This is a genomic window from Massilia eburnea (assembly GCF_050709955.1).
In the GTDB taxonomy this organism is placed as follows: domain Bacteria; phylum Pseudomonadota; class Gammaproteobacteria; order Burkholderiales; family Burkholderiaceae_D; genus Rugamonas; species Rugamonas eburnea_A.
The window spans coordinates 171302-194055 of sequence record NZ_JBNZFX010000002.1 but is presented as its reverse complement, the minus strand read 5'-3'; the positions used below and the strand labels follow the sequence as shown (position 1 = coordinate 194055).

The window sequence follows — 22754 nt, the reverse complement described above, 5'->3', positions numbered from 1 at the left end:
TCGAGAAATGACAGACAACACACCTATCCGAGAGGTTCGCGCCCAGCAAGACGGCGACGTCGTGCGTGCAAAGTCGGTTCTATCGCCGGAAGGCTTCCCGGTGCGCGCACTGGTCAAGCTTTATCCGAAGCAGATTATCCCGATCGTTTTCATCCCGGGGATCATGGGGACGAACCTGCGCGTGAAAGATGGCAAGGGCTACGCCTGGCGCCCACCGAATGGCAAGCTGGCGGGCCTGGTCCAGATTATTCAGTACCTGGGCAAAGATGCGGTGGCCAGGAAGAAAGTGCTGCATCCGGATCGTGTCGAGGTTGACGGCGAGGGCTCCGTCAGCCTGACCCGCAAGGTCGAGAAGCAGTTGAGAGGTGCGCCAGAACTAGATCCTGAAAAGTTGGCACGGCTATTCGGATGGGGCGAGCTCCACCGCGATAGCTATGGGCAAATCTTGAACACTTTGCAGGAGCGTTTGCATGACATCTTGAAGACAGATGGCACGCCTGACGACGCCTGGGTGCAGCTGGTGCTGGAACAGCAAAAGCTTCATCAGTTTGGCGCTGAAAAGTCGTTCGAGGAAATCACTGCCGACGATCTGAAACGATTTGCCAATGCAGCCTATCCGGTCCACGCCGTCGGCTATAACTGGCTGCAGTCGAACAATGTTTCGGTTCAGCGCCTGGTGGACAAGATCGACGCGATCACTGACTTCTACAAGAACACCCTGAACAAGGACTGTGAAAAAGTCATCCTGGTTACCCACTCAATGGGCGGATTGGTGGCACGCGCATGTACGCAATTGCAGGGAAAGAGCGACAAGGTTTTGGGCGTAGTCCACGGTGTGATGCCCGCAATCGGCGCCCCGGCAACATACAAGCGTATGCGTGCTGGCTTCGAAGGAGTTGAGCAAGTTCTTCTTGGGCGAAACGCTGCCGAAGCCACAGCGGTCTTGACTCAGGCGCCTGGCCCGATGGAATTGCTGCCGACCGCTGAGTACCAAGCGAAACTGCCTAGCGGAGCTCAGCATTGGTTACGAGCGCATTACAGCAAGGGCAAGGCCGGCGACGATGAAGTTACATCGTTCCTTGGCGAAGGCGATCCATACGATACCGTCTATTTAAACAAGGCTGATTGGTGGCGCTTGGTAAAAAAGGAATTAATAAATCCGTCAGTAGGGAGGAGCGAGAAGGACTCGCAGAATTCCTCCGCAAGCGAGAATGCACGTGTTGGGGATCCAGACTTCGCCACGTACACTCAGACGTTAACTGTCGCGAGAGATTTTCATACTGAGATAAAAGGCCAATATCACAATAACTGCCACGCATACTATGCAGCGGACCCTGCGCAAGCAGCTTGGGGAGAGGTTCGCTGGGTTTCGGGCACAAAGTACAACAATTTTGTTACTGGTGAGCTTGTCGATGACGACTTAAACGGCGTGGTCAAAGTAAAGTTCGGCGATGACGTATGTAAGCTTGAGATCTCAGGGCAAGACTTGCCTGGGGACGGTACGGTCCCGGAATTGTCAGGCCAAGCACCGAAGGCTTTCGTCAAGCAGATATTTCGCCATGAAGGCAAACAGAAAGGCCACACCAGCTATGATCATCAGGGCAGTTACTCCAATGATTTTACTGCCGGCCTAACGCTTTACTCGATCGTTAAATTGACGCTTGAATCCGGAATCTTGTAGGAGGCAGCCGATGCTTAGAATCCCGTACCACTTTCGAACTGTCCTAGCCATACCGGCGCTGCTCTCTTTCATAGTTTTTAGCACCGCTAATGCCGCACCAGATAAAGCATTGAAGGACCAAGCAATGAACCCTGATGAGAAAAAAACCTGGACTACACACTGCGTTGGCCGCTTTCTGATCGACCTGCCAGCAGATGCGGAGTATGCCGGGGGCTACTATGAATATGGTTTCGCGAAAATTGAACGTCAACCGATGGACCACGGTGCATTCCGTCAAGAAGTCGATTCATTCGAAAAACGGTTACGGAATACAAAGCACAAATCGGGAGCTCCACTTCTAGTGAAGCAGGTTGCGCCCGATGAGAATACTCGGCTTTTTGGCTACTGGATGAGTAAAAGCCAGGATGTAGTTGTAGATATTGCTGGATATCGCTGGCTCAACGGACAGCGATACCTTGTTCGAGCAATAGCTGATTCGGATCAGGTGGAAGGAGCGGTGGCAGACTTCAGGGCCATGTTGGCAAATCTTCAGGCAATGAAGAACGACGCTCCAACGAAGAAGGGCTTTTGCATTGAGCAGGCCTTGATTGCGGATGAAGGGACGAGTAAGAACGAAAACCTTAACATGCGCTTTCGCTTGAAAAATAGCCCCGATATCGTGCTTGATATTGCGACTAACCGGAACACTGGAAAGCCACCTGAGTCGCTGCTGTCGCGCAAGCCAAGCGTGTTTAGCGGGCTAGGGGTGCTGGGCGCGACGATAGGCGGGATCAGCAATATCAAGGAAGGTGATCGTAAGATTGGCGACTATCCCGGCCAGGAATGGTTGCTAAAGGCTCCGAATGATCACGGTCAAAAGGCACATCTCTTTACGTGGGAAGCGCCAGGTCTGTATCGGGACGCTTTGCATCCACAAATTCGCTTTGATCTCCAGTCGGGTAACTTTGATGGTGGTCTTGACCCTAGACCGATCAGCATGACTGATAAGCAAATGCTCGAACTATGGGACAGAATTCTGAATTCGTTGCGGCTCAGACCAACCGATGATGAAAATGGCGCAGGAGGTAAGTCATCGCCGCAGTCGAATAATGGTGATGTGCTCCCATTAGGCGAGTTTGTACGTACCGGCGCAATCTGCCCGCAGACTGGCTACTGGCAATGTCCTGAGAACGACGTACACGGCAGCACGCGATTGTTCAAATCCGGCGAGGCCATGCCTCCTGCGAGCGTCAAGCGTGACCTGTCGTTTATGGAGCGCATAAAAGGCACGAACGCCGAAATCAGCACCAATACCGTCTGGCGTTTGGTTCGCTATGACGAATCGAGCGCAACCAGTTTGCCAATGCCGATAGTAGGTGGCGATGCCGTCCAGCCATCGAGCGATGCTTGAGAATGCCAAACGTTATTCGCCTCAATGATCCCACCACGCATGGTGGCAAGGTCGTCAGCGTAAGTGCGACATGGTTCACTGTCGACGGAATCCCCGTTGCACGCGTTGGCGACCAATGCATCTGCCCATTGCCGGGCCACAGTGTCTGCGTAATCGTCGAAGGAAATGTCGATCATGTGATTGACGGAATTCCGGTGGCCTACGACGGACACAAGACAAGCTGCGGCGCTGCGTTGCAATCTACGCTATCGAGCTTTAGCGCGACGTAGGGTCGCCACTTTTATTGATCAAAGTACTTGGCATGGTAGTTCAAACGAAATTCGAAGAATGAGAAGGCACCTCGGAAATCATGCATCGGGAATATTTGCGCTTTGCGCAGCATTGCTCGGTGTAGGTGACGCGTCCGCAGGCAAGCAAGCGATGAACGAGACCGGCATTGAAAGAACAGTTACACACTGCGTTGGCCGTTTTTTGATCGACCTTCCGGCGGATGCAGAGTATGTCGGCGGCAGCTACGACTATGCGTTTGCGACTGTGGAGCGGAAGCCCATGGGCAGAGACGCGTTCCAGCAAGAAGTGGAAGCCCTCGAAAAGCGCCTTAAGGACGTCAAGCATGATTCGGGAACATCACTGTTACTGAAAACTAGTTCTCCGAATGAGAATATCAAGGTCTTCGGATACTGGGAAAGTAAAGACCAACGCGTCGGCGTCGATATCTCCGGTTATGGTTGGATCAACGGCCAGCGGTATCTGCTTCACAAAGGTGCTTCACCCAGCAAAGTTGAGGCCGCTGTAACCCGAATGGGAGCGACCATGTCTAAGCTTCAGGGCAGAGAAGGAAATACCCCGACCACCCCTGGCTTTTGCATTGAGCAAGCCTTGTTCGCCGATGCCGGCAGTAGTAGCGAAAGCCTCAACATCCGATTTCGTCTGAAAGGGTATTCGGACATCGTAGTTGACGTTGCCACCACTCTCAACGCAGGCGACCCTCCTGAATCGCTGTTGTCTCGCAAGCCCGGGGTGCTGAGCGCGTTGGGGGGGCTCGGAGCGACTCTAGGTGGGATTCGCAACATTAAAGAGGGGGATCGCAAGATCGGCGATCATCCCGGACAGGAATGGTTGATGAAAGCCCCTAACGATCATGGTCAGCAGGCGCATCTGTTTACGTGGGAGGCGCCAGGTTTACATGCCGACGAACTTCACCCCAAGATTCGTATTGAAGTTCAATCAGGAAATTCAGATGGTGGTCTTGACCCTAGACCGATCAGCATGACCGATAAGCAAGTGCTCGAACTATGGGACAGAATTCTGAATTCGTTGCGGCTCAGACCAACCGAAGATGGAAATGAAATACCGTAGCGCTTATACCTGGGGACCCATGACGCTATTAGCAGCAATGCTCGGTTTAGGAGATGCGTCCGCAAATGAAAGAACGACCACGCACTGTGTTGGCCGTTTCTTGATTGACCTTCCTGCGGAAGCCGAGTACATCAGCGGAAACTATGAATACGCATTCGCGAAAGTCGAACCGCAACCGATGGAGCGCAATATCTTCCTTAAGGAAGTGGACGACATCGAAGCGAGGTTGAGAAAAGACGTGCACAAGTCAGGCACTTCACTCCTTCTAACAAAAGTAGCGCCTAGCGAAGACGCGCAGATTTTTGGCTATTGGGGTAATGAGAATCGCAGTTCGGCGGTTGAGATTTCCGGCTACAGGTGGCTTCATGGCGTGCGTTATTTAGTCCATAAGCGTGCCAACTATGACAAGGTGGAACGAGCCGTGTCGCGAATGGAAACCACGATCTCCATGCTTCAACCGAGAGACTCCAATTCACCAACAACACCTGGCTTTTGCGTGGGGCACGCAATATTCGCCGATGAAGGCAGGACCGACAACGAAAGTCTCAACATTCGATTTCGCTTTAGCAAGCATCTGGACATCATCATTGACGTTGCGACCAATTTCAACGCAGGAGATCCGCCTGAATCGCTGTTGTCTCGCAGGCCCGGCACGTTTAGTGCGCTAGGAGTGCTCGGAGCGACTCTGGGAGGGATTCGCAATATCAGAGTGGGTGATCGCACGATTAGCGATCATCCCGGGCAGGAATGGTTGATGAAAGCTCCGAATGAGCATGGTCAGAAGGCACATCTATTTTCCTGGGAAGCACCTGGACTGCATCGCGACGCACTTCATCCGCAAATTCGCATCGATCTTCAATCGGGAAATTTTGATGGCGGCCTCGATCCCAAGCCGATCAGTATGACGGACAAGCAAATGCTCGAGCTGTGGGACAGAATCCTGAATTCGTTGCGGCTACGCCCGACAGCCGCAGCCCCCTCACAATAATCAATGTCGGGCGTTGCATCCGCCCATCAATCGCAATTTCGAAATTGTATAACTTGCAATTCTGATGCAGAATACGTACTCGACTTTCCGGATGTAGCAACCATGATGAACAAACCGAACCTTGATCTGCTGCGCGCGGTGGCAGTGTTGTTCGTGCTGTTCTCGCATGTACTCCGCATCGGGCAACCTCAGCAGTCGCCGATCCTGTACGCAATGGGTCAGCTGGGCGTCATGATTTTCTTCGTGCATACCAGCCTGGTGCTGATGCAATCCCTCGAACGCCAGCAAGTGAGCGGCTCCGCGCTGTTCAAGCGTTTCTATATCCAACGCATCTTCCGCATCTACCCCTTGTCCATCACCCTGGTGCTGGCGATATTCTTCCTCAGCGATCAGCACTGGACATACTACGAGCTGTTCACCAACCTGACCCTGACGCAGAACCTGGCTTACACCAGGCTGATGAGCGACCCGCTGTGGTCGCTGCCGCTGGAAGTGCAGATGTATTTCATGCTGCCTTTCCTGTTCGTGTTTTTCCGCAACCGCCCGGTCAAGTGGTTGCTGGCGTTCTGGGTGCTGTCGCTGCCGGTGGCGATGCTGCCGCAGTTATTGTCGCCGCGGATGGGCGTGCTGTCGTACCTGCCTTGTTTCCTGGGCGGTGTGATCGCCTGGCGCCTGCAGGGCCGGGAACGGCTGCCGGCATGGCTGTGGCCACTTGCCCTTGCTGTTGCCAGCTTGGTCTACCTCCTGTTCGCCGATACGCGCAGCAATTACTTTGCGCGGTGGTCGGTTTGCCTCGTGCTGGGCTTGGTGATCCCCTGGGTGCACCAGTTAAGCACGCCGGTCTTGAACTATGTCAGCAAGATCGTCGCCAAGTACAGCTACGGCATCTACCTGTTCAACTATCCTTTGCTGGCCCTTTGTTTCGACACGCTGGCCAGCTGGCAACCGGTGCTGCAGTGGAGCCTGTTCTGGGTCTTGATGGTGGCACTGCCTTACCTGGGCTATCACTTGATTGAGCACCCGATGATCAAGCTGGGCGCAGCATGGCGCGAACGCAAGACTGTCGCCGCGAGCCAGCTCACCGGCGCATGATGCAGCGCAAAGCTTAGGCTCCGATCGTCGTGCAGACTGAAGCTTCTGCACCATGCGACCGGAGCCAAGATGCTCAAGCCGAATCTCGATTTCCTGCGTGCGGTTGCCGTGTTGCTGGTGCTGGCGGCGCATGTGGCGGGCTACACCATCCGCACCAATGCCATGTCGTTCGCACTGGGCCAGTTGGGCGTCATGCTGTTCTTCGTTCACACCAGCCTGGTGCTCATGCAGTCGATGGAGCGCCAGCAACTGGCCGGGGCTGCGCTGTTCCGCGCCTTCTACCTGCAGCGCGCCTGCCGCATTTACCCGCTGGCAGCCGTGACGTTGTTGGGAATCTACTTCTTGATGGATGCGCAGTGGACGCCGTTCGAGCTCGTCGCCAATCTGTTGTTGGTGCAGAACCTGGTGTATGCGCGCTATATGTCTTCCGTGCTGTGGACGTTGTGCCTGGAGGTGCAGATGTACCTGCTGCTGCCGGCGTTGTTCCTGCTGCTGCGGCGGAAGTCGCTGCGCTGGCCGCTGGCGCTGTGGGCGGTGTCGGTGCCGTTGGCCTTGCTGCAGCCGCTGGTCAGCGCACGCCTGAACGTGATCGAGTTCGCCCCCTGCTTCCTGGCCGGGGTGCTGGCCTGGCGCTTGCAGGGCAGGGAGCGCCTGCCGGGTTGGCTATGGCCGGTCTTGCTGGCGCTGGCTAGTGCGGGCTTTGTCGCCTATGCGGAGCCGCGCGCCAATAACTATGGGCGCTGGCTGGTTTGCCTGGCGGTGGGCTTGGCGATTCCGTGCTTGCGCGAAATGCAGGCGCCGCGGCTGAACCGCGCCAGCAAATTCATTGCCAAGTACAGCTATGGCATCTACCTGTTTCATCCGCCGTTGATGGGGCTGGCGTTTCGTACGCTGGAGACGCTCCATCCGTTCTGGCAATGGAGCCTGTTCCTGTCGCTGCTGGCGCTATTGACCGGCCTGGGCTACCACCTGGTCGAACTGCCGATGATCAGGCTTGGCGCACACTGGAGTGTACGCCGGCATCCTGGGCCAGCGGCCGCGCCGCCAGTTGTTCCGGGGTAGAGTAGATGGTCAGGTTTTCGCCGGCCAGGCTTTGCAGGTGGTCGAAGAAGCCGCGCGCGGGAATCCACCACGATGGTGCTTCGCCCACCTGGCCGGCATGCAGCAGGCCGGCGCGCTTGAACTCCGCCATGAAGTAGGCACGCAAGTCTTCGCGCGAGCCATGGTCGATGCGGCGCTTTGCCAGCACCGGGTCGAATGGGCGCAGCGGCACTTCGCTGCGCTGGCCGGCCTGGTCGATGCATGGCAGGCGGAAGGTTTCCTCGCCCCATACCGGAACCGGGAAGTCTTCGCCCATGGCATCTTCCAGCACGTGGTAGAAGGTGACCGGTCCCATCGAAATGCCCAGGCCCAGTACCTTGGCGTTGTCCAGGCCGACAAAGCGTTGCCACGGCGAGCCTTCGCCGAAGACTGATGGCGCGCGGTGGTGCGCTTCGGTCAGGTAGGCGGCGTGGCGGCCCCAGGCGGAAACCGAGTGTGTCGGGTGCACGCTGCGCGAGATGCCGCCGCTGGCCAGGAAGGCTTCCGGCAGGCGGCCCATATTGGTGCCGTGCTTGCGCACGTCGAACACATAATCCTTCATCTCGCAGGTGCCGCGGATCGAGCCGCCCGGCATGTAATAGGTCGGCAGCACCAGCGTGCCCTGCGGGCCGACTGCGTCCTGCAGCGCCTGCACCACGGTGGCGGCGCCGCCGTCCACGTAGCCCAGGCTTTTCAGCGAGGAGTGGATGAACACGGCGTCGCCCTTGGCGATGCCAAGCCGGGCCAGTCCCGCCACCAGTTCCTCGCGGCTGACATGGCGTTGCGTCTGCTTGATTTCCTTGGCGCTGCTGCGCCGGCGCAGTTTTTCCAGCACGGCCTTGGCCAGGCGCTTGGCCTGTTTAAGCATGGCGTGCCTTCAGCAGGTCCTGTTCCAGCAGGTTGGCGTCGATGCAGAACTTCACGGCCCAGTTCAGGAACTCGAACTTGCCGTAGGCGCCGTCGACCGGGAAGGAGCCCTTGACGGCGCCACGGGTTTCCTTCGGGCCCTCGACCTTCACGCTGCGCCGCACGTACTGGTTCAGGCGTTGGGCGGCATCGAAGTAGCGCTGCTGGCCGGTGAGCTGGAACAGCAGGAACAGGCAGTGCGCGTTCTGAACCGAACCGGTCAGGCAGGCGAAATCCACGGCGGGGCGCCATTGGCTGTCCAGGCGGCCGGGCAGGAAGCCGTCGGCGCCAACCGCGCCAACCAGGGCATCGCCGGTGCGCACGGCGGCCGCCAGCAGCTCGGGGCGCTGCGACAGCAGGTAACCTTCCAGCACGCCGCGCAGCACGTAGCCGATGGTGTGGCTGAGCGGATTGATCGGGTCGTTCAGGCAGTTCGACGCAAACCAGCCGTTCGGCTGCTGCTTGCTGAGCGCCCACGCCACCTGGCGCAGGCCGGCTTCGCCGTAACCGTGGCCGGGCGCCACGCGCTCGGCGGCAAACAGGCCCCAGGACACATGGGTCTCATAGGCTTTTTCACCGGGCTGGGCAAATGGGGTAGGGTGCTTGCGCCAGCAGCCGTCTTCATCGAGCGAGTCGCGCAGCCAGGCGGCGGCGCGGTGCATGGCATCGAGGTATTTCTGGTCGCCGTATTGCTGGGCGCCGGCGGCCAGGCCCAGCAAGACCTGGCCGGTATTGAAGGTGACCGGCACGCGCGGGGTGGAATCGATGCGGCCGCCCTGGAAGCCGCCTTCCGGGAACTGGATGGCGACGAACCAGTCCAGCATGCGGCGCGCGCGCTGGTGCAATTCTGCGCTTTCCTGGCGGCGCGCCAGTTCGATCACGGTCGGGATGATATAGCCGGTGGTCTCGGGATAGGAGGTGGCCCAGCCCTTGACCAGGCTGAAGTCGCGCGCCACGCCGCCGTCGGCCGAGGCCGAATGGTCTTGCGCCGCGCGCAGCCAGTCGGTGCAGGCGGCAATTACTGCCTCGATGCCCGGGTCCTGCGCCGGCAAGCCGCGCTGGTCGGCCTCACGTTCGGCCACGGCGCCCATCGGCAGCGGGGCCTCCGGCGTGAATTTGTTCTTGAGCGACCTCAGGAGCTGGAGCATTGTATTCCCGTTAAATGTTGTCAATTGACCATCAAGATGATGCCAGCCGGACCGCTTGGTGTCAATTTCAGGATTGCCGGAAGGATGTCATTAAGCTAATATGCTGGACGTTTTGTTAATCGCGTGGCGGGACGTTGGCGCTTGCGACTGCCAGCCAACTCACTTATCCTGATTGCAATCTCTCTCCCTGGACCGTCATGAATCCCTCGTCCCCGCAGCAGGCGCCGCTGCATGGCGCCAAACTGGACTTGCTGTTCCCTTCGCCGGTCATGTACTTCGATTGGCCCGACAGTGAACAACTGAACCGGGATTTGCGCGATGTGGTGCTGGCGCGACGTACGACCAGTTGTGGCACCGTCAAGACTAACCGCGGCGGCTGGCAGTCCGACGCCGACCTGCAGGATTGGCAGGAAGCGCCGGCGCGCAGCCTGCTGGAGCGCATGACCGGCCTGGCGGCCGAATACGTGGCGCGCCAGACCGGCCGCGATGCCGCGGATTTCGCCACCGGCTGGAAGATCCGGGCCTGGGCCAACGTCAACGAGCAGGGCCACTATAACCGGCGCCACGACCACCTGGGCGTGCATTCCTTCTTTTCCGGCGTGTACTACGTCAATGTCGGCGACATCGAAGCTGGCCAGGCCGCCGGCGGCCGCACCCGGTTCGAAGATTGCAGCTTTGTGGCGATCGATATCGACCGCCAAGCCGATCCGCTGCGGCGCGACTATTTCATGACCCCGCGCAATGGCCGCATGCTGCTTTTCCCTGCCAGCCTGATGCACTCGGTGGAAACCTACGGCGGCAGCCAGCAGCGCATCACCATTGCCTTCAACCTGTACCACCCCAGCTTCACGGTGCCGCGCCTGGAAGAACGCCTGCAGCAGGATGACTGGTGGATGACCAATTTCCGCGGCCTGGTCCTGCTCAAGCGCAAAATTCCGGAAAAGCTGTACGCGATGCGCCTGTTGCCGCGCCAGCTGGCGGCGCGCAAGGTCAGCAACCCGCTGTCGCTCAAAGCCTGGGGCCGCCATATCGACGCGGCCATGCAGCACGCCACCGCGCTGGCCTCGGAACATTTCGAGGCCCGCCGCAATGGCTGAAAAGCAGGGCATGGCACGCAGCTTTTCGCTGTACCTCGACTTGCTGCGCTTGCTGGCTGCACTGACCGTGATGGTGGCGCACGCCGCCAGCTCCAATACCCTGGGCACGCCGCTGCTGCCCATTTCGGTGGGCCACAATGCGGTGGTGGTGTTCTTCCTGCTGTCGGGCTATGTGATCGCCTTTGTCGCCGACGGCAAGGAAGCGACTGCGCGCGAATTCTGGATCAGCCGCCTGGCACGCATCTATTCGGTGGCGCTGCCCGCCATGCTGCTGGCGCCATTGGCCGACCAGATCGGCCTCGCGCTCAGCCCGCAGCATTATGCCGGCGGCCTGACGACGCATGACCATCCGGTGCTGCGCATGGCGGCCAGCCTGGTGTTCGCCAACGAGCTGTGGCTGGTATCCATCATGCCGTTCTCGAATTCGGCCTACTGGTCGCTGTGCTACGAAATGTCGTATTACCTGCTGTTCTCGCTGTGGTGCTTCGGCAGCGGCCGCCGCCGCTGGCTGTGGCTGGGCCTGGCCGCATTGGTGATCGGTCCCAAGATCCTGTTGCTGGCGCCGGTGTGGGCGCTGGGGGTGCTGGTCTATCGCTGGCAAGGCGGTTACCAGCTGCCGGCCGCCATGGGCTGGGCTTGCTGGCTGGCTTCGCTGGCTGGCCTGGTGGGCTTCCAGTATCTCGATATCGGTGAGCAGTTATCGCAGTGGACCGCCAGGCTGCTGGGGGCGGAGCTGCACCGGCTGCTGCATTTCTCCAAGCATTTCCTCGGCGATTACCTGCTGGCGCTGCTGATCGCCCTGAATTTCGTGGGCTTCCGCTGCATCGCCGGGCGCTTCGACCCGCTATTTGCGGCTTGCGGCACTGCGATTCGCAAGGCGGCCAGCTATACCTTTTCCATCTACCTGTTCCATTTGCCGCTGGTGCTGCTGTTTGAAATCCTGCTGGCCGGCATGGGCAAAGGCTATGCCTACCTGGCGGCCGTGCTGGCCGCAACCCTGGTGACGGTGCTGCTGCTGGGCAGCGTGACCGAGCAGCAAAAAGATCGGCTGCGGCGCTGGCTGGCACAGCTGATACCGGCGGCAAAGCCGGCCAAATTCGATTTCCCGGCGCGGAGCAGCGTGAAATGAAAATGCAATCCGAGCTGGCGCGCGGTGTGAAGTGGGTGGCGGGGGCCAAGCTGGTGTCCCAGGTGGTCACCTGGGGTGTCACCATTTATGTGATGCGTTTGCTGGCGCCGTCCGATTACGGCTTGCTGGCCATGTGTACCGTCGTGCTCGGCTTGCTTGGCATGTTTGCCGAGGTGGGACTGGGGCCGGCCCTGATCCAGCGCAAGGAAATCAGCGAACAGGACCTGCGGCAAGCGATGGGGGTGCTGTGGCTGGTCAACCTCGGCCTGTGTGTGCTGGCCAATGTGCTGGCGCCGCTGGTGGCGGCCTTCTACAGCGAGCCGCGCCTACAGGCCTTGCTGCACGTGCTGTCGCTGCAATTCGTGCTGCTGCCACTGGCCACCGTGCCAGATGTGCGCCTGCAGCGCCGCCTGGAATACAAGCAGCGCTCGCTGGTTGAACTGAGTGCGGCGCTGGTTGGCTCGCAAGTGACCTTGTTCATGGCGCTGTTCGGCGCCGGCGTCTGGTCGCTGGTGGCGGGCATGCTGGCCACCCTGGCCTGGCGGATCGGCGCGCTGAACTGGTGCGCACCGGGCCAGCCGCGGCCGGAATGGTCGCTCAAGGGCATGGGCAAGCTGCTGGGGTTCGGCGGCAGCCTGACCGCGACCCGCCTGCTGTGGTACAGCTTCACGCAGGCCGATGTGGCGATTGTCGGCCGCGTACTGGGCGACCATGCCCTGGGCTGGTATTCGGTGTCGATGCACCTGGCCTCGCTGCCGGTGCAGCGCATGGCGGGCATCCTGAACCAGGTCCTGTTCCCCATCCTGTCGCGCAACCAGCACGATTTGCCGGCAATCCGCTCCGGGGTGCTGATGATGCTGGGCTACATCGGCTTGCTGTCCTTTCCCCTGCTGTGGGGCATGGCCAGCGTGGCGCCGGAGCTGGTCGTAGTGGTGCTGGGCAAGGGCTGGGAAGGGGCCATCCTGCCGCTGCAGGTGCTGTGCCTGGTGATGCCGTTCCGCACCCTGACCCAGATGCTGCCGACCGTCACCGATGCCCTCGGCCAGCCGGGCATCAACTTCCGCAATGTGCTGCTGTCCTGCCTGGTCATGCTGCCGGCCTTCTATCTTGGCACGCGCTGGGGCATCCAGGGCGTGGCCTATGCCTGGCTGCTGGCCTATCCGGTGGTGTTGTTCTTCAATATGCGCCGCATGCTGGCTGCGATCGGCATCAGCGCCAGGGCGGTGGCAAGCCGCGCCGGCCCGGCCGTGCTGTGCGCGGCCCTGATGTTTGGCGCCGTGACCCTGGTGCGGGCGCCGCTGGCGGCACAGCCGCGCGCCTGGGCCCTGCTGGTGGAGGTACTCACCGGGATGCTGGCGTATGCGGCGGTGAGCCTGCTGTTCAACCGCGCCATGGTGGCGGAACTGCGCGGCATGCTCAGGCGCCAGGCCCCGGCTTGAGTGCGGTTTCGCAACAGAAGCTCATTTAATTTTCCTATTGCAATTTTCGGTGAGTTTCCAGAGCGCACCATCTTCCTATACTTGAACGCATGACATGGCACGGGGCGCCCGTTTGCGCCCCGCCAAAGCCATGCGGACCCCAGCTCCCGGTTCGTGCCAACACTCTTCTTGAAGTTCGCCGATAAGGAGCACCGCCATGCGCCTCAACACCCCTGTCACCAGCCAGGAGTTCATCCTGGCTGAAGGCAAGACCATCGTCTCGACCACCGACCTCAAGGGCAAGATCACCTACGCCAATCCCTATTTCATCGAAGTCAGCGGCTTCATGGAGGACGAACTGATCGGCGCACCGCAGAATATCCTGCGCCATCCGGACATGCCGGTGGAGGCATTTGCCGACCTGTGGAGCACGATCAAGGCCGGCATGCCGTGGAGCGGGATGGTGAAGAACCGTTGCAAGAACGGCGACTTCTACTGGGTGTACGCGAACGTGACGCCGGTGATCGAAGCCGGCCGTCCGGTCGGCTATATGTCGGTGCGCACCAAGCCCAGCCGCGAGCAGGTGGCGCAGGCCGAGCATCTTTACCGCGAAATCCGCGAGGGCAATCCGCGCCGCTTGCGCATCGAGCGCGGCCGCCTGCGCCGGAGCGGCTGGCGCAACTGGGCCAGCCAGCTGCGCGACCTGTCGCTGGCCAGGCTGATCGGCGGCGGCATGGGGGCGCTGACCGGCTTCCTGGCCTTCCTGGCCATTTCCGGCGCCCTGCATGAGGCGCCGCTGTGGATGACGCTGGCCAATGCCGCCTTTCTCGCCCTGACCCTGTGTTTCTGGTATGCGCTGCAGCGCGCGGTGCTGCGGCCGCTGCGCATGGCCACCGGCTTTGCGCGCAAGATGGCGGGCGGCGACCTGACCGGCGCCATCGCCATCGGCGCCGACAATGAAATGGGCCAGTTGCTGGCGGCGCTGCGCCAGACCAATGTCAACTTGCACAGCATCATCGGCGACGTGCGCAGCAACTTCGATGAAATCCAGACCGCCACCAGCGAAATCGCCAGCGGCAACCTCGACCTGTCGGGCCGCACCGAATCGCAGGCGTCGAGCCTGCAGCAAACGGCTGCCAGCATGGAGCAGCTCACCAGCAATGTGCAACAAAGCGCAGCCAGCGTGCACAGCGCCAACGAACTGGCTGGCCAGGCCTCCAGCGTGGCGGCGGCCGGCGGCTCCATCGTTTCGCAAGTGGTGCAGACCATGGACGATATCAGCCAGTCTTCGCGCCAGATCCTCGACATCATCGGCATGATTGACGGCATCGCGTTCCAGACCAATATCCTGGCCCTGAATGCGGCGGTGGAAGCGGCGCGTGCCGGCGAGCACGGCAAGGGCTTTGCCGTGGTCGCCACCGAGGTGCGCAGCCTGGCCCAGCGTTCGGCGACGGCGGCCAAGGAAGTCAAGCAGCTGATCGACCGCTCGATCGCCAAGGTCGATGCCGGCGCCAGGCTGACCAATAATGCCGGCGCCACCATGAGCGAAGTGATCGAATCGGTGGGCCGCGTCACCCGTGTCATGGATGAGATCCACAACGCGACCCGGGAACAAAGCCGCGGCATCGGCCAGGTCAACCAGGCGGTGGTGCAGATCGACGACATCACGCAGCAGAATGCCGCCCTGGTCGAGCAGGCCGCGGCCGCCGCCAGCAGCCTGGCGCGCCAGGCCGAATGGGTGGCGCAAGCGATGGCCGTATTCAAGCTGAAGGAGATCGCGGCGCGCAGTGCGCCACCGGCGCCGGTTGTGGCGCCGATGGCACCCGCCAGGCGCCCGGTCATCGCCCTGTCGCAATAATCGTTTATCATTTAGACAATTGCGGGCGGCCTGTGGGCCGCCGCGTTGCTTTGTGGTGCAGTGCAACCGAAAGGCTGTGACAGCTGTCCGGCTTCCGTGTAAAATTGACAATCCGTATCAAATGGACAAGATAATTGGCAAACATTCCATACATTGCTGTCGCATTTGGCCAACGGATCGCCCACTGAATTGTTACGCGCTTCATAGAGTGACGCCCACTTTTTCGCGGCCCACAGGGCGGAAATTGTGAAGTGTGCATTGTAGTTACAGGGCTTCTGGAATATATTGTTAGCATAATAGTAAGTTGTAATTCTCACGGGAACCGATATGGATCACAACAAGGTTGTAGCAGTCGTAGGTTTGGGCTATGTGGGCCTGCCCCTGGCGGTAGAGTTTGGCAAGAAGCGCAAGACCATCGGTTTCGACTTGTCGCAGTCCAAGATTGAGAACTACCGCAACTTCTGCGATCCGACCGGTGAAGTGTCGGAAGCGGAATTGCGCGAAGCAAGCCAATTGCAGGTGACTTACGACCCGGCCGCGCTGGCCGAAGCCGATTACATCGTGGTGGCGGTGCCGACCCCGGTCGACAATGCCCATTCGCCGGATTTCAGCCCCCTGGTCGGGGCCTCGACCACCGTCGGCAAGTACATGAAGAAGGGCGCCATCGTCGTCTATGAATCGACGGTCTATCCCGGCGCCACCGAAGAAGTGTGCATTCCTGTGCTGGAACAGCATTCCGGCATGAAATGGCCGCAAGACTTCAACGTCGGCTATTCCCCGGAGCGTATCAATCCTGGCGATAAGCAACACCGCCTGACCACGATCTTGAAGGTGGTATCGGGAGATAATCCTGCAACTCTCGAAGAGGTTGCTAAACTATATGAGTCGATAGTGACTGCCGGGGTATACCGTGCTTCCAGCGTGAAAGTTGCCGAAGCCGCCAAGGTGATCGAAAATACGCAGCGCGACCTGAATATTGCGCTGATGAACGAGCTGGCAATCATCTTCGACAAGATTGGCATCGATACGCTGGAAGTGCTGCAGGCGGCTGGCACGAAGTGGAATTTCCTGCCTTTCCGTCCCGGCCTGGTTGGCGGCCACTGTATCGGCGTTGATCCCTACTACCTGACCCACAAGGCCGACATGATCGGCTACCACCCGCAAGTGATCCTGGCGGGGCGCCGCATCAATGACGGCATGGCCAAGTTCGTGGCCGAGAAAACCGTCAAGCAGATGATCGCGGCGGGCTGCCACATCAAGGGCGCGAAAGTGAACGTGCTGGGCCTGACCTTCAAGGAAAACTGCCCGGACTTGCGCAATTCGAAGGTGGCGGACGTAGTGTTTGAACTGAAGTCGTACGGCCTGGACGTGCATGTGCACGATCCGGTGGCCGATTCGGAGGAATCGGTGCACGAGTACGGTATTCGCCTCGAAAGCTGGGACAGCCTGCCGCAAGCCGATGCGCTGGTGGCCGCTGTGTCGCACAAGGAACTGCTGGCATTGTCGCTGGGCGACCTGGCGGCCAAGCTGAATCCGGGCGGCGTCTTCATCGATGTGAAATCGGCATTCAATATGGCAGGCCTGGAAGAAGCTGGTTACAGCGTCTGGCGCCTGTAATAAAAAGTATCAGGAAGCCTGGGAGGGCTGTTGTGGGCAAGTTTGACGACGTGCGGCTGCATTTGCGTGGCCAGCGATACCATTGGCTGGTGACGGGTGCGGCCGGATTTATCGGCTCCAACCTGGTGGAGGCGCTGCTCAAGCTCGGCCAGCAGGTCACGGGCCTGGATAACTTCGCCACCGGCCACCAGCACAACCTGGACCAGGCGCGCGAAGCGGTCGGTTCCCAGGCCTGGGCATCCTTTACCTTCATCCAGGGCGATATCCGCGACCTGGCGACCTGCCAGCAAGCCTGCGCCGGGAAAGACTTTGTCCTGCACCAGGCCGCACTCGGTTCGGTCAGCCGCTCGCTCGACGATCCGCTGCTGACCCACGGCACCAATGTGACCGGCTTCCTGAACATGCTGGTGGCGGCGCGCGACGCGAAAGTGAAGCGCTTTGTCTACGCGGCATCCAGTTCCACCTACGGCGACCATCCTGCACTGCCGAAAGTGGAAGACACCATCGGCCGGCCGCTGTCGCCGTATGCCGTCACCAAATATGCCAACGAGCTGTACGCCGACGTTTTTGCGCGCAGCTACGGCATGGAAAGCATCGGCCTGCGCTACTTCAATGTGTTTGGCCCGCGCCAGGATCCGGATGGCGCTTATGCGGCAGTGATACCGCAGTGGGTGTCCGCCCTGATCCGCAACCGTCCCCTGTTCATCAACGGCGACGGCGAAACCAGCCGCGATTTCTGTTTCATCGACAACGTGGTGCAAGCCAACCTGCTGGCTGCCATGGCCGACAAGCCGGGCGCTGCCAACCAGGTGTACAACGTGGCGCTCAATGAGCGTACCAGTCTCAACCAACTGTACCTGATGATGCGCGAGCTGCTGCAGGAGCGCTTTCCGCACCTGCGCCAGCACCAGGCGCAATACCAGGGATTCCGGGCCGGCGACGTGCGCCATTCGCAGGCCGATATCAGCAAGGCGCGCGAGCTGTTGGGTTTCGATCCTTCGCACCGTATCGGCGAAGGGTTGAAGGAAGCCATGGATTGGTACGTCCGCCACCTGGCCCCACAAGAATAGTTAACGAGACATGGCCGGAAGGCTCCGCGCGCTGCCATGAGCAGCGAGAGCAGTACAGCGGGAGGGAATAAAAATGCTAAGAATCTCCAATCACTACATTTCCAAGGTTGTCTTCAGCCTGCTTTTCTTGGAGGTGTTGATCCTGATTGGCTCGTTCTACGCTGGCGCTGGTCTGCGGTTTTTCGACGGTGACCAGTTCGCCATACCGAAGCTCGACCACTTCTTCATGTCGGCCTGTATTTTCGCGGCCGCGATCGTGTTCAGCATGTCTGCGCTGGGCATGTACCAGATCAATTTCCAGGAAGGCTTGCGCAACCCCTTCTTCCTGCAGTTGATGCCCTCGTTCGCCATGGGTTTCTGCATCCTGACCCTGGTGTTTTACCTGGCGCCGGACCTGTATTTCGGGCGCGGCATCCTGGTGCTGGTGTTCATGATCTCCAGCGCCGGCATCCTGTTTGCGCGCGCCATGTTCATGAAGACCTCGCGCACCCATTTCCTGTCGACCCGCATCATCTTCCTGGGCGGCGGCGCCCTGGCCAAGGAATGCGGCGAGCTGGCCACGCGCGACACCAATTACCGCCGCTACGACGTGGCCGGCTATATCGCGGTGCCGTCGGAAGAGACCTGCGTGCCGCAAAACCAGCTGCTGCACCTGCCGGAGGGCGGTTCGCTGGTGGCGCTGGCAAATACCCAGCGCGTGTCGGAAATCGTGGTCTCGGTGCAGAACCGCCGCGGCGGCGCCTTCCCGATCAAGGAACTGCTCGAGTGCAAGCTGTACGGCATCCAGGTCACCGATGCCGCCACCTTCTTCGAGCGCGAGACTTACCAGATCCGGGTTGAATCGGTGCAGCCGTCCTGGCTGGTGTTCGGCGGCGGTTTCGACCAGAGCTTCATGCGTACCTTCATGAAGCGGGCGGTCGACGTGGCCGCCAGCCTGTCGCTGCTGGTGGTGTCGCTGCCGGTCATGCTGATCACCGCGATTGCCATCGTGATCGAGGATGGGGCGCCGATCTTCTACTCGCAGGAGCGGGTCGGCATGGATGGCCGCGTGTTCCGCGTGCTGAAGTTCCGCAGCATGTTCAAGAACGCGGAAAAGAACGGCACGCCGCAATGGGCCTCCAAGAACGACCCGCGCATCACGCGCGTGGGCAATATCATCCGCAAGCTGCGGATTGACGAACTGCCGCAAATCCTCAACGTGCTGAAGGGCGAAATGTCCTTTGTCGGCCCGCGTCCCGAGCGCCCCTACTTCGTCGAGCAATTGACCGAGCGTGTGCCTTATTACAATATGCGCCACAGCATCAAGCCCGGCATCACCGGCTGGGCGCAGGTGCGCTATGGCTATGGCGATACGGTTGAAGATGCGCTGCAGAAATTGCAGTACGACCTGTACTACGTCAAGAACAACAGCCTCCTACTCGATGTGCTGGTCCTGATCGATACCATCAAGGTGGTCATGTTCAGGGGAGGCCGTTAAGGACATGGAGGCCTGATGCCGACCAGTATCACCGCCTTCAGTTACGCCAGCGCTGCGCTGGCGTTTCTGTTATTTAGCGTGCTGGTCCTGACCGGCTGGCGCCAGCGCCCGGACCAGCGGCCGCACCAGCGCGTGCTGGCCAGCGCTTCCTTGCTGACGGTGCTGTGGGGCGCCGTGATGGCCAGCGCCACTGTGGTGCCGTGGGCGCCGTGGGTGCTGCACGGCGCCGAATGGCTGCGCAACGCGGCCTGGACCGCCGTGCTGCTGGCCATGCTCGGCCTGTGGCAGCGCAGCGCGCGCACCTTCCAGGCCAGTGTCGCGGTGTATGGCGCCATGCTGCTGGCCAGCCTGCTGGCGCAGCAGTTGCCGTCCGGCCTGGCGTTCCACGTGCTGGCCATCGGCCGCCTCGGCATGGCGGTGCTGGGCATGCTGCTGGTGGAGCAGCTGTACCGCGACCGCAGCGTGCAAGTGCGCTGGGCCATGAAGTTCATCTGTCTCGGCCTGGGCGCCCTGTTTGCCTACGACTTCTACCTGTACAGCGATATGCTGCTGCTGCGCGAACTCGACCCCGAACTGTGGGCGGCGCGCGGCCTGGTCAATGCGCTGATCGTGCCGCTGCTGGCGATTTCGCTGTTGCGCCGCGCCTCGTGGCCGGCCCAGCTGGCGGTGTCGCGCCGCATTGCCTTCCATTCGGCAGCCCTGCTCGGCTCGGCAGTCTACCTGCTGGCCATGAGCATGGCGGCTTACTACCTGCGCTTTGTCGGCGGCTCGTGGGGCGGCCTGATGCAACTGGCCTTCCTGTTTGGCGCCACCTTCCTGCTGGCCGGCGTGCTGTTCTCGGGCACCTTCCGCGCCTGGCTGAAAGTGTTCATCAGCAAGCATTTCTACCGCTACAACTACGACTACCGCGAAGAATGGCTGGCGTTTACCCGCACCCTGTCGGCCACCGGCCCCAACCTGGGCGAGCGCACCATTTCGGCCCTGGCCGAGCTGGTGGAAAGCCAGGGCGGCGCCTTGTGGATCCGCCGCGAACAGCGCTTCGAACCGCTGGCGTCCTGGCATGTGCAGGCGCAGCAGGCGTGCGAGCCGGCCGACTCGGCATTTTGCCAATTGATGGAGGGCAAGCAGTGGCTGGTGGAAGTGGCCGCCCACGTCTTGCACGACCCGGAAGTGCCGCTGCCGGCCTGGCTGCAGGCCTTCCCCAAGGCTTGGCTGGTGGTGCCGCTGCTGCTGCAGGGCCGCTTGGCCGGTTTCGTGGTGCTGATGGCTTCGCGCAGCGAGGTCAAGCTCAACTGGGAAGTGCTGGACTTGCTGAAGATTGCCGGCACCCAGGCCGCTTCCTACCTGACCCAGCAGGAAGCCGACAACGCCCTGATGCTGGTGCGCCAGTTCGATTCCTTCAACCGCCTGTCGACCTTCGTGGTGCACGATTTGAAGAACCTGGTGGCGCAGTTGTCGCTGATGACCGCCAATGCGGAAAAACATGCGGACAATCCGGAGTTCCAACGCGATATGATGGAGACCGTCACCCTGTCGGTGCAGAAAATGAAACTGATGCTGCAAAAGCTCAGCCGTACCGCGTCGCCCGAGCGCGCCACACCGCAAGACCTGGGCCAGTTGCTGGCCCAGGCGGTGGCCTTGAAGGCAGCGTTCGAGCCCAAGCCCTCGCTGCAGCTGGCCGATGCCGGCCTGAAAGTGCTGGCCGAAGGCGAACGGCTGGAACGCGTGCTGGGCCACCTGATCCAGAACGCGATCGAAGCCACCTCGCGCGACGGCAAGGTGTGCGTGCGCCTGGCGCGCGACGGCGAGCGCGTACTGGTGGAAGTGGCCGACACCGGCACCGGCATGAGCGAAGAGTTCATCCGCGAGCGCCTGTACAAGCCGTTCGACTCGACCAAGTCGGCCGGCATGGGCATCGGCGCGTTCGAAAGCCGGGAATACATCCACCAACTGGGTGGAACGCTGCAGGTGCGCAGCGCGCCGGAGCAAGGCACCACATTCACGGTCAGCCTGCCGCTGTACCGCCAGCAAACCATTGAACAAGCCGCCTGAAGGCGCGAGGACCTGTTGTGAGCCAGAGCAAACCCAAGCTGTTGATTATCGAAGACGACCCAGGCCTGCAAAAGCAGCTCAAGTGGAGTTTCGACGACTACGACGTGGTGGTGGCGGGCGACCGCGAAGCCGCCCTGGCACAGTTGCGTCGTCACGAGCCGGCCGTCTGCACCATGGACCTCGGCCTGCCGCCCGACCCGGACGGCGCCACCGAAGGCCTGGCCACGCTGCAGCAGATCCTGGCACTGGCGCCGGACACCAAGGTCATCGTCCTGACCGGCAACCAGGACCGCTCGCACGCGGTGCAGGCGATCGCCATGGGCGCCTATGATTTCCACCAGAAGCCGTGCGAGCCGGAGTTGCTGTCGCTGGTGATCAAGCGCGCCTTTTTCCTGCATGGCCTGCAGCAGGAAAACCGACGCATGCAGCAAGGCAGCGCCGACGCGCCGTTGGCCGGCATCATCTCGCGCGACCCCGGCATGCTGAAGGTGTGCCGCCAGGTGGAGAAAGTGGCGCCAAGTTCGGCCACCACCATGGTGCTGGGCGAATCGGGCACCGGCAAGGAAGTGTTCGCCCGCGCCCTGCACCAGGGCAGCCCGCGCGCCAAGGAACGCTTCATGGCGATCAACTGCGCGGCGATTCCGGAAACCCTGCTCGAGTCGGAGCTGTTCGGCTATGAGAAGGGCGCCTTTACCGGCGCCGTCAAGCAGACCAAGGGCAAGGTGGAAGCGGCCAACGGCGGCACCTTCTTCCTGGACGAGGTGGGCGACCTGCCGATGCCGCTGCAAGCCAAGCTGCTGCGCTTCCTGCAGGAGCGCGTGATCGAGCGCGTCGGCGGCCACGAGGAAATCCCGGTCGACGTGCGCATCGTCTGCGCCACCCACCAGAACTTGAAAGAGCTGGTGAAGGCCGGCCGCTTCCGTGAAGACTTGTATTACCGCCTGTCGGAAATCGTCTTGACCATCCCGCCGCTGCGCGAGCGCGAGGGCGATGCGGTGCTGCTGGCGCAGCATTTCAAGAACCGCTTCTGTGCCCAGGAAGGCCGCGGCAACCTGCATTTCAGCCCCGACGCACTGGCCCAGATCGGCCACCACGACTGGCCGGGCAATGTGCGGGAAATGGAAAACTGCATCAAGCGCGCCATCATCATGGCCGACGGCCCGGCCATCACGGCCGATGACCTCGGCCTGTCCGGCGCGCCGGTGGAGGAGGAACCGTTCAACCTGCGCCAGGTGCGCGACGAAGCCGAATACCGCGCCATCGTGCGCGCGCTGGCCCGCGTCGAAGGCAATATCGTCAAAGCCTCCGAGCTACTGGGCGTCTCGCGCCCGACCCTGTACGACCTGCTGGAGCGTCACGCCATCAAGGCCTCGATCTGAGCGACCAGCACGG

18 protein-coding genes are annotated in these 22754 nt (G+C 60.9%); 16 read left to right on the top strand and 2 right to left on the bottom strand.

What is annotated here, in order from left to right; translation table 11 throughout:
• Positions 1–7: 7 nt before the first annotated feature.
• The 7 genes from ACQ4MM_RS02295 to ACQ4MM_RS02265 all read left to right on the top strand — a co-directional run bounded on the left by ACQ4MM_RS02295 (position 8) and on the right by ACQ4MM_RS02265 (position 7572).
• Positions 8–1681: a lipase family alpha/beta hydrolase gene (locus tag ACQ4MM_RS02295; RefSeq protein ID WP_431475846.1), complete on the top strand. Its 1674-nt coding sequence runs from the start codon at positions 8–10 to the stop codon at positions 1679–1681.
• Between the two features lie 10 nt (positions 1682–1691).
• Positions 1692–3071 carry a T6SS immunity protein Tli4 family protein gene (locus tag ACQ4MM_RS02290; RefSeq protein WP_431475845.1) on the top strand — a complete coding sequence of 460 codons (1380 nt, stop codon included), beginning with the start codon at positions 1692–1694 and terminating at the stop codon, positions 3069–3071.
• Between the two features lie 2 nt (positions 3072–3073).
• Positions 3074–3340 carry a PAAR domain-containing protein gene (locus ACQ4MM_RS02285; protein ID WP_431475844.1) on the top strand — a complete coding sequence of 89 codons (267 nt, stop codon included), beginning with the start codon at positions 3074–3076 and terminating at the stop codon, positions 3338–3340.
• A gap of 151 nt (positions 3341–3491) precedes the next feature.
• A complete protein-coding gene (locus tag ACQ4MM_RS02280; RefSeq protein ID WP_431475843.1) occupies positions 3492–4430 on the top strand; it encodes a T6SS immunity protein Tli4 family protein in 939 nt (312 codons plus the stop codon).
• Positions 4417–5418 (top strand): T6SS immunity protein Tli4 family protein, encoded by a 1002-nt coding sequence (locus ACQ4MM_RS02275; RefSeq protein WP_431475842.1) that lies wholly within the window; start codon positions 4417–4419, stop codon positions 5416–5418. The genes ACQ4MM_RS02280 and ACQ4MM_RS02275 overlap by 14 nt, the downstream gene beginning before the upstream one ends.
• Positions 5419–5520: 102 nt before the next feature.
• Positions 5521–6510 (top strand): acyltransferase family protein, encoded by a 990-nt coding sequence (locus ACQ4MM_RS02270; protein WP_431475841.1) that lies wholly within the window; start codon positions 5521–5523, stop codon positions 6508–6510.
• A gap of 69 nt (positions 6511–6579) precedes the next feature.
• Positions 6580–7572, top strand: coding sequence for an acyltransferase family protein (locus ACQ4MM_RS02265; RefSeq protein ID WP_431475840.1), 993 nt, complete (start codon positions 6580–6582; stop codon positions 7570–7572).
• On the opposite strand, the gene ACQ4MM_RS02260 is transcribed toward ACQ4MM_RS02265, so the two are convergent.
• Both ACQ4MM_RS02260 and ACQ4MM_RS02255 read right to left on the bottom strand, forming a co-directional pair.
• On the bottom strand, positions 7499–8458 hold the full coding sequence (locus tag ACQ4MM_RS02260) for an AAC(3) family N-acetyltransferase (RefSeq protein WP_431475839.1): 960 nt from the start codon (positions 8456–8458) through the stop codon (positions 7499–7501). The two genes, ACQ4MM_RS02265 and ACQ4MM_RS02260, sit on opposite strands and share 74 nt — an antisense overlap.
• On the bottom strand, positions 8451–9644 hold the full coding sequence (locus ACQ4MM_RS02255) for a hypothetical protein (protein WP_431475838.1): 1194 nt from the start codon (positions 9642–9644) through the stop codon (positions 8451–8453). Before ACQ4MM_RS02255 ends, ACQ4MM_RS02260 begins: the two co-directional genes overlap by 8 nt.
• A gap of 197 nt (positions 9645–9841) precedes the next feature.
• Here ACQ4MM_RS02255 and ACQ4MM_RS02250 point away from each other — a divergent pair, with 197 nt between their 5' ends.
• The 9 genes from ACQ4MM_RS02250 (at position 9842) to prsR (ending at position 22741) form a co-directional block, all read left to right on the top strand.
• Complete coding sequence (locus tag ACQ4MM_RS02250; RefSeq protein ID WP_431475837.1) at positions 9842–10741, top strand: TIGR02466 family protein; 900 nt, start codon at positions 9842–9844, stop codon at positions 10739–10741.
• Positions 10734–11870: an acyltransferase family protein gene (locus tag ACQ4MM_RS02245; RefSeq protein WP_431475836.1), complete on the top strand. Its 1137-nt coding sequence runs from the start codon at positions 10734–10736 to the stop codon at positions 11868–11870. Before ACQ4MM_RS02250 ends, ACQ4MM_RS02245 begins: the two co-directional genes overlap by 8 nt.
• Entirely contained in the window at positions 11867–13309 is a 1443-nt protein-coding gene (locus tag ACQ4MM_RS02240) for a lipopolysaccharide biosynthesis protein (RefSeq protein ID WP_431475835.1), read from the top strand. The genes ACQ4MM_RS02245 and ACQ4MM_RS02240 overlap by 4 nt, the downstream gene beginning before the upstream one ends.
• Before the next feature lie 196 nt (positions 13310–13505).
• The gene (locus ACQ4MM_RS02235) at positions 13506–15146 is read left to right on the top strand and encodes a methyl-accepting chemotaxis protein (RefSeq protein ID WP_431475834.1); all 1641 of its coding nucleotides are present in this window, start codon (positions 13506–13508) and stop codon (positions 15144–15146) included.
• Positions 15147–15473: 327 nt separating this feature from the next.
• A complete protein-coding gene (locus tag ACQ4MM_RS02230) occupies positions 15474–16763 on the top strand; it encodes a nucleotide sugar dehydrogenase (protein ID WP_431475833.1) in 1290 nt (429 codons plus the stop codon).
• Positions 16764–16795: 32 nt separating this feature from the next.
• Complete coding sequence (locus ACQ4MM_RS02225; protein ID WP_431475832.1) at positions 16796–17833, top strand: SDR family oxidoreductase; 1038 nt, start codon at positions 16796–16798, stop codon at positions 17831–17833.
• A gap of 73 nt (positions 17834–17906) precedes the next feature.
• Positions 17907–19310, top strand: a complete 1404-nt coding sequence (locus tag ACQ4MM_RS02220) for a TIGR03013 family XrtA/PEP-CTERM system glycosyltransferase (protein WP_431475831.1) — start codon at positions 17907–17909, stop codon at positions 19308–19310.
• A 15-nt stretch (positions 19311–19325) separates the two neighbouring features.
• Complete coding sequence (gene prsK / locus ACQ4MM_RS02215) at positions 19326–21362, top strand: XrtA/PEP-CTERM system histidine kinase PrsK (protein WP_431475830.1); 2037 nt, start codon at positions 19326–19328, stop codon at positions 21360–21362.
• Between the two features lie 17 nt (positions 21363–21379).
• On the top strand, positions 21380–22741 hold the full coding sequence (prsR, locus tag ACQ4MM_RS02210) for a PEP-CTERM-box response regulator transcription factor (protein WP_431475829.1): 1362 nt from the start codon (positions 21380–21382) through the stop codon (positions 22739–22741).
• Positions 22742–22754: the final 13 nt, after the last annotated feature.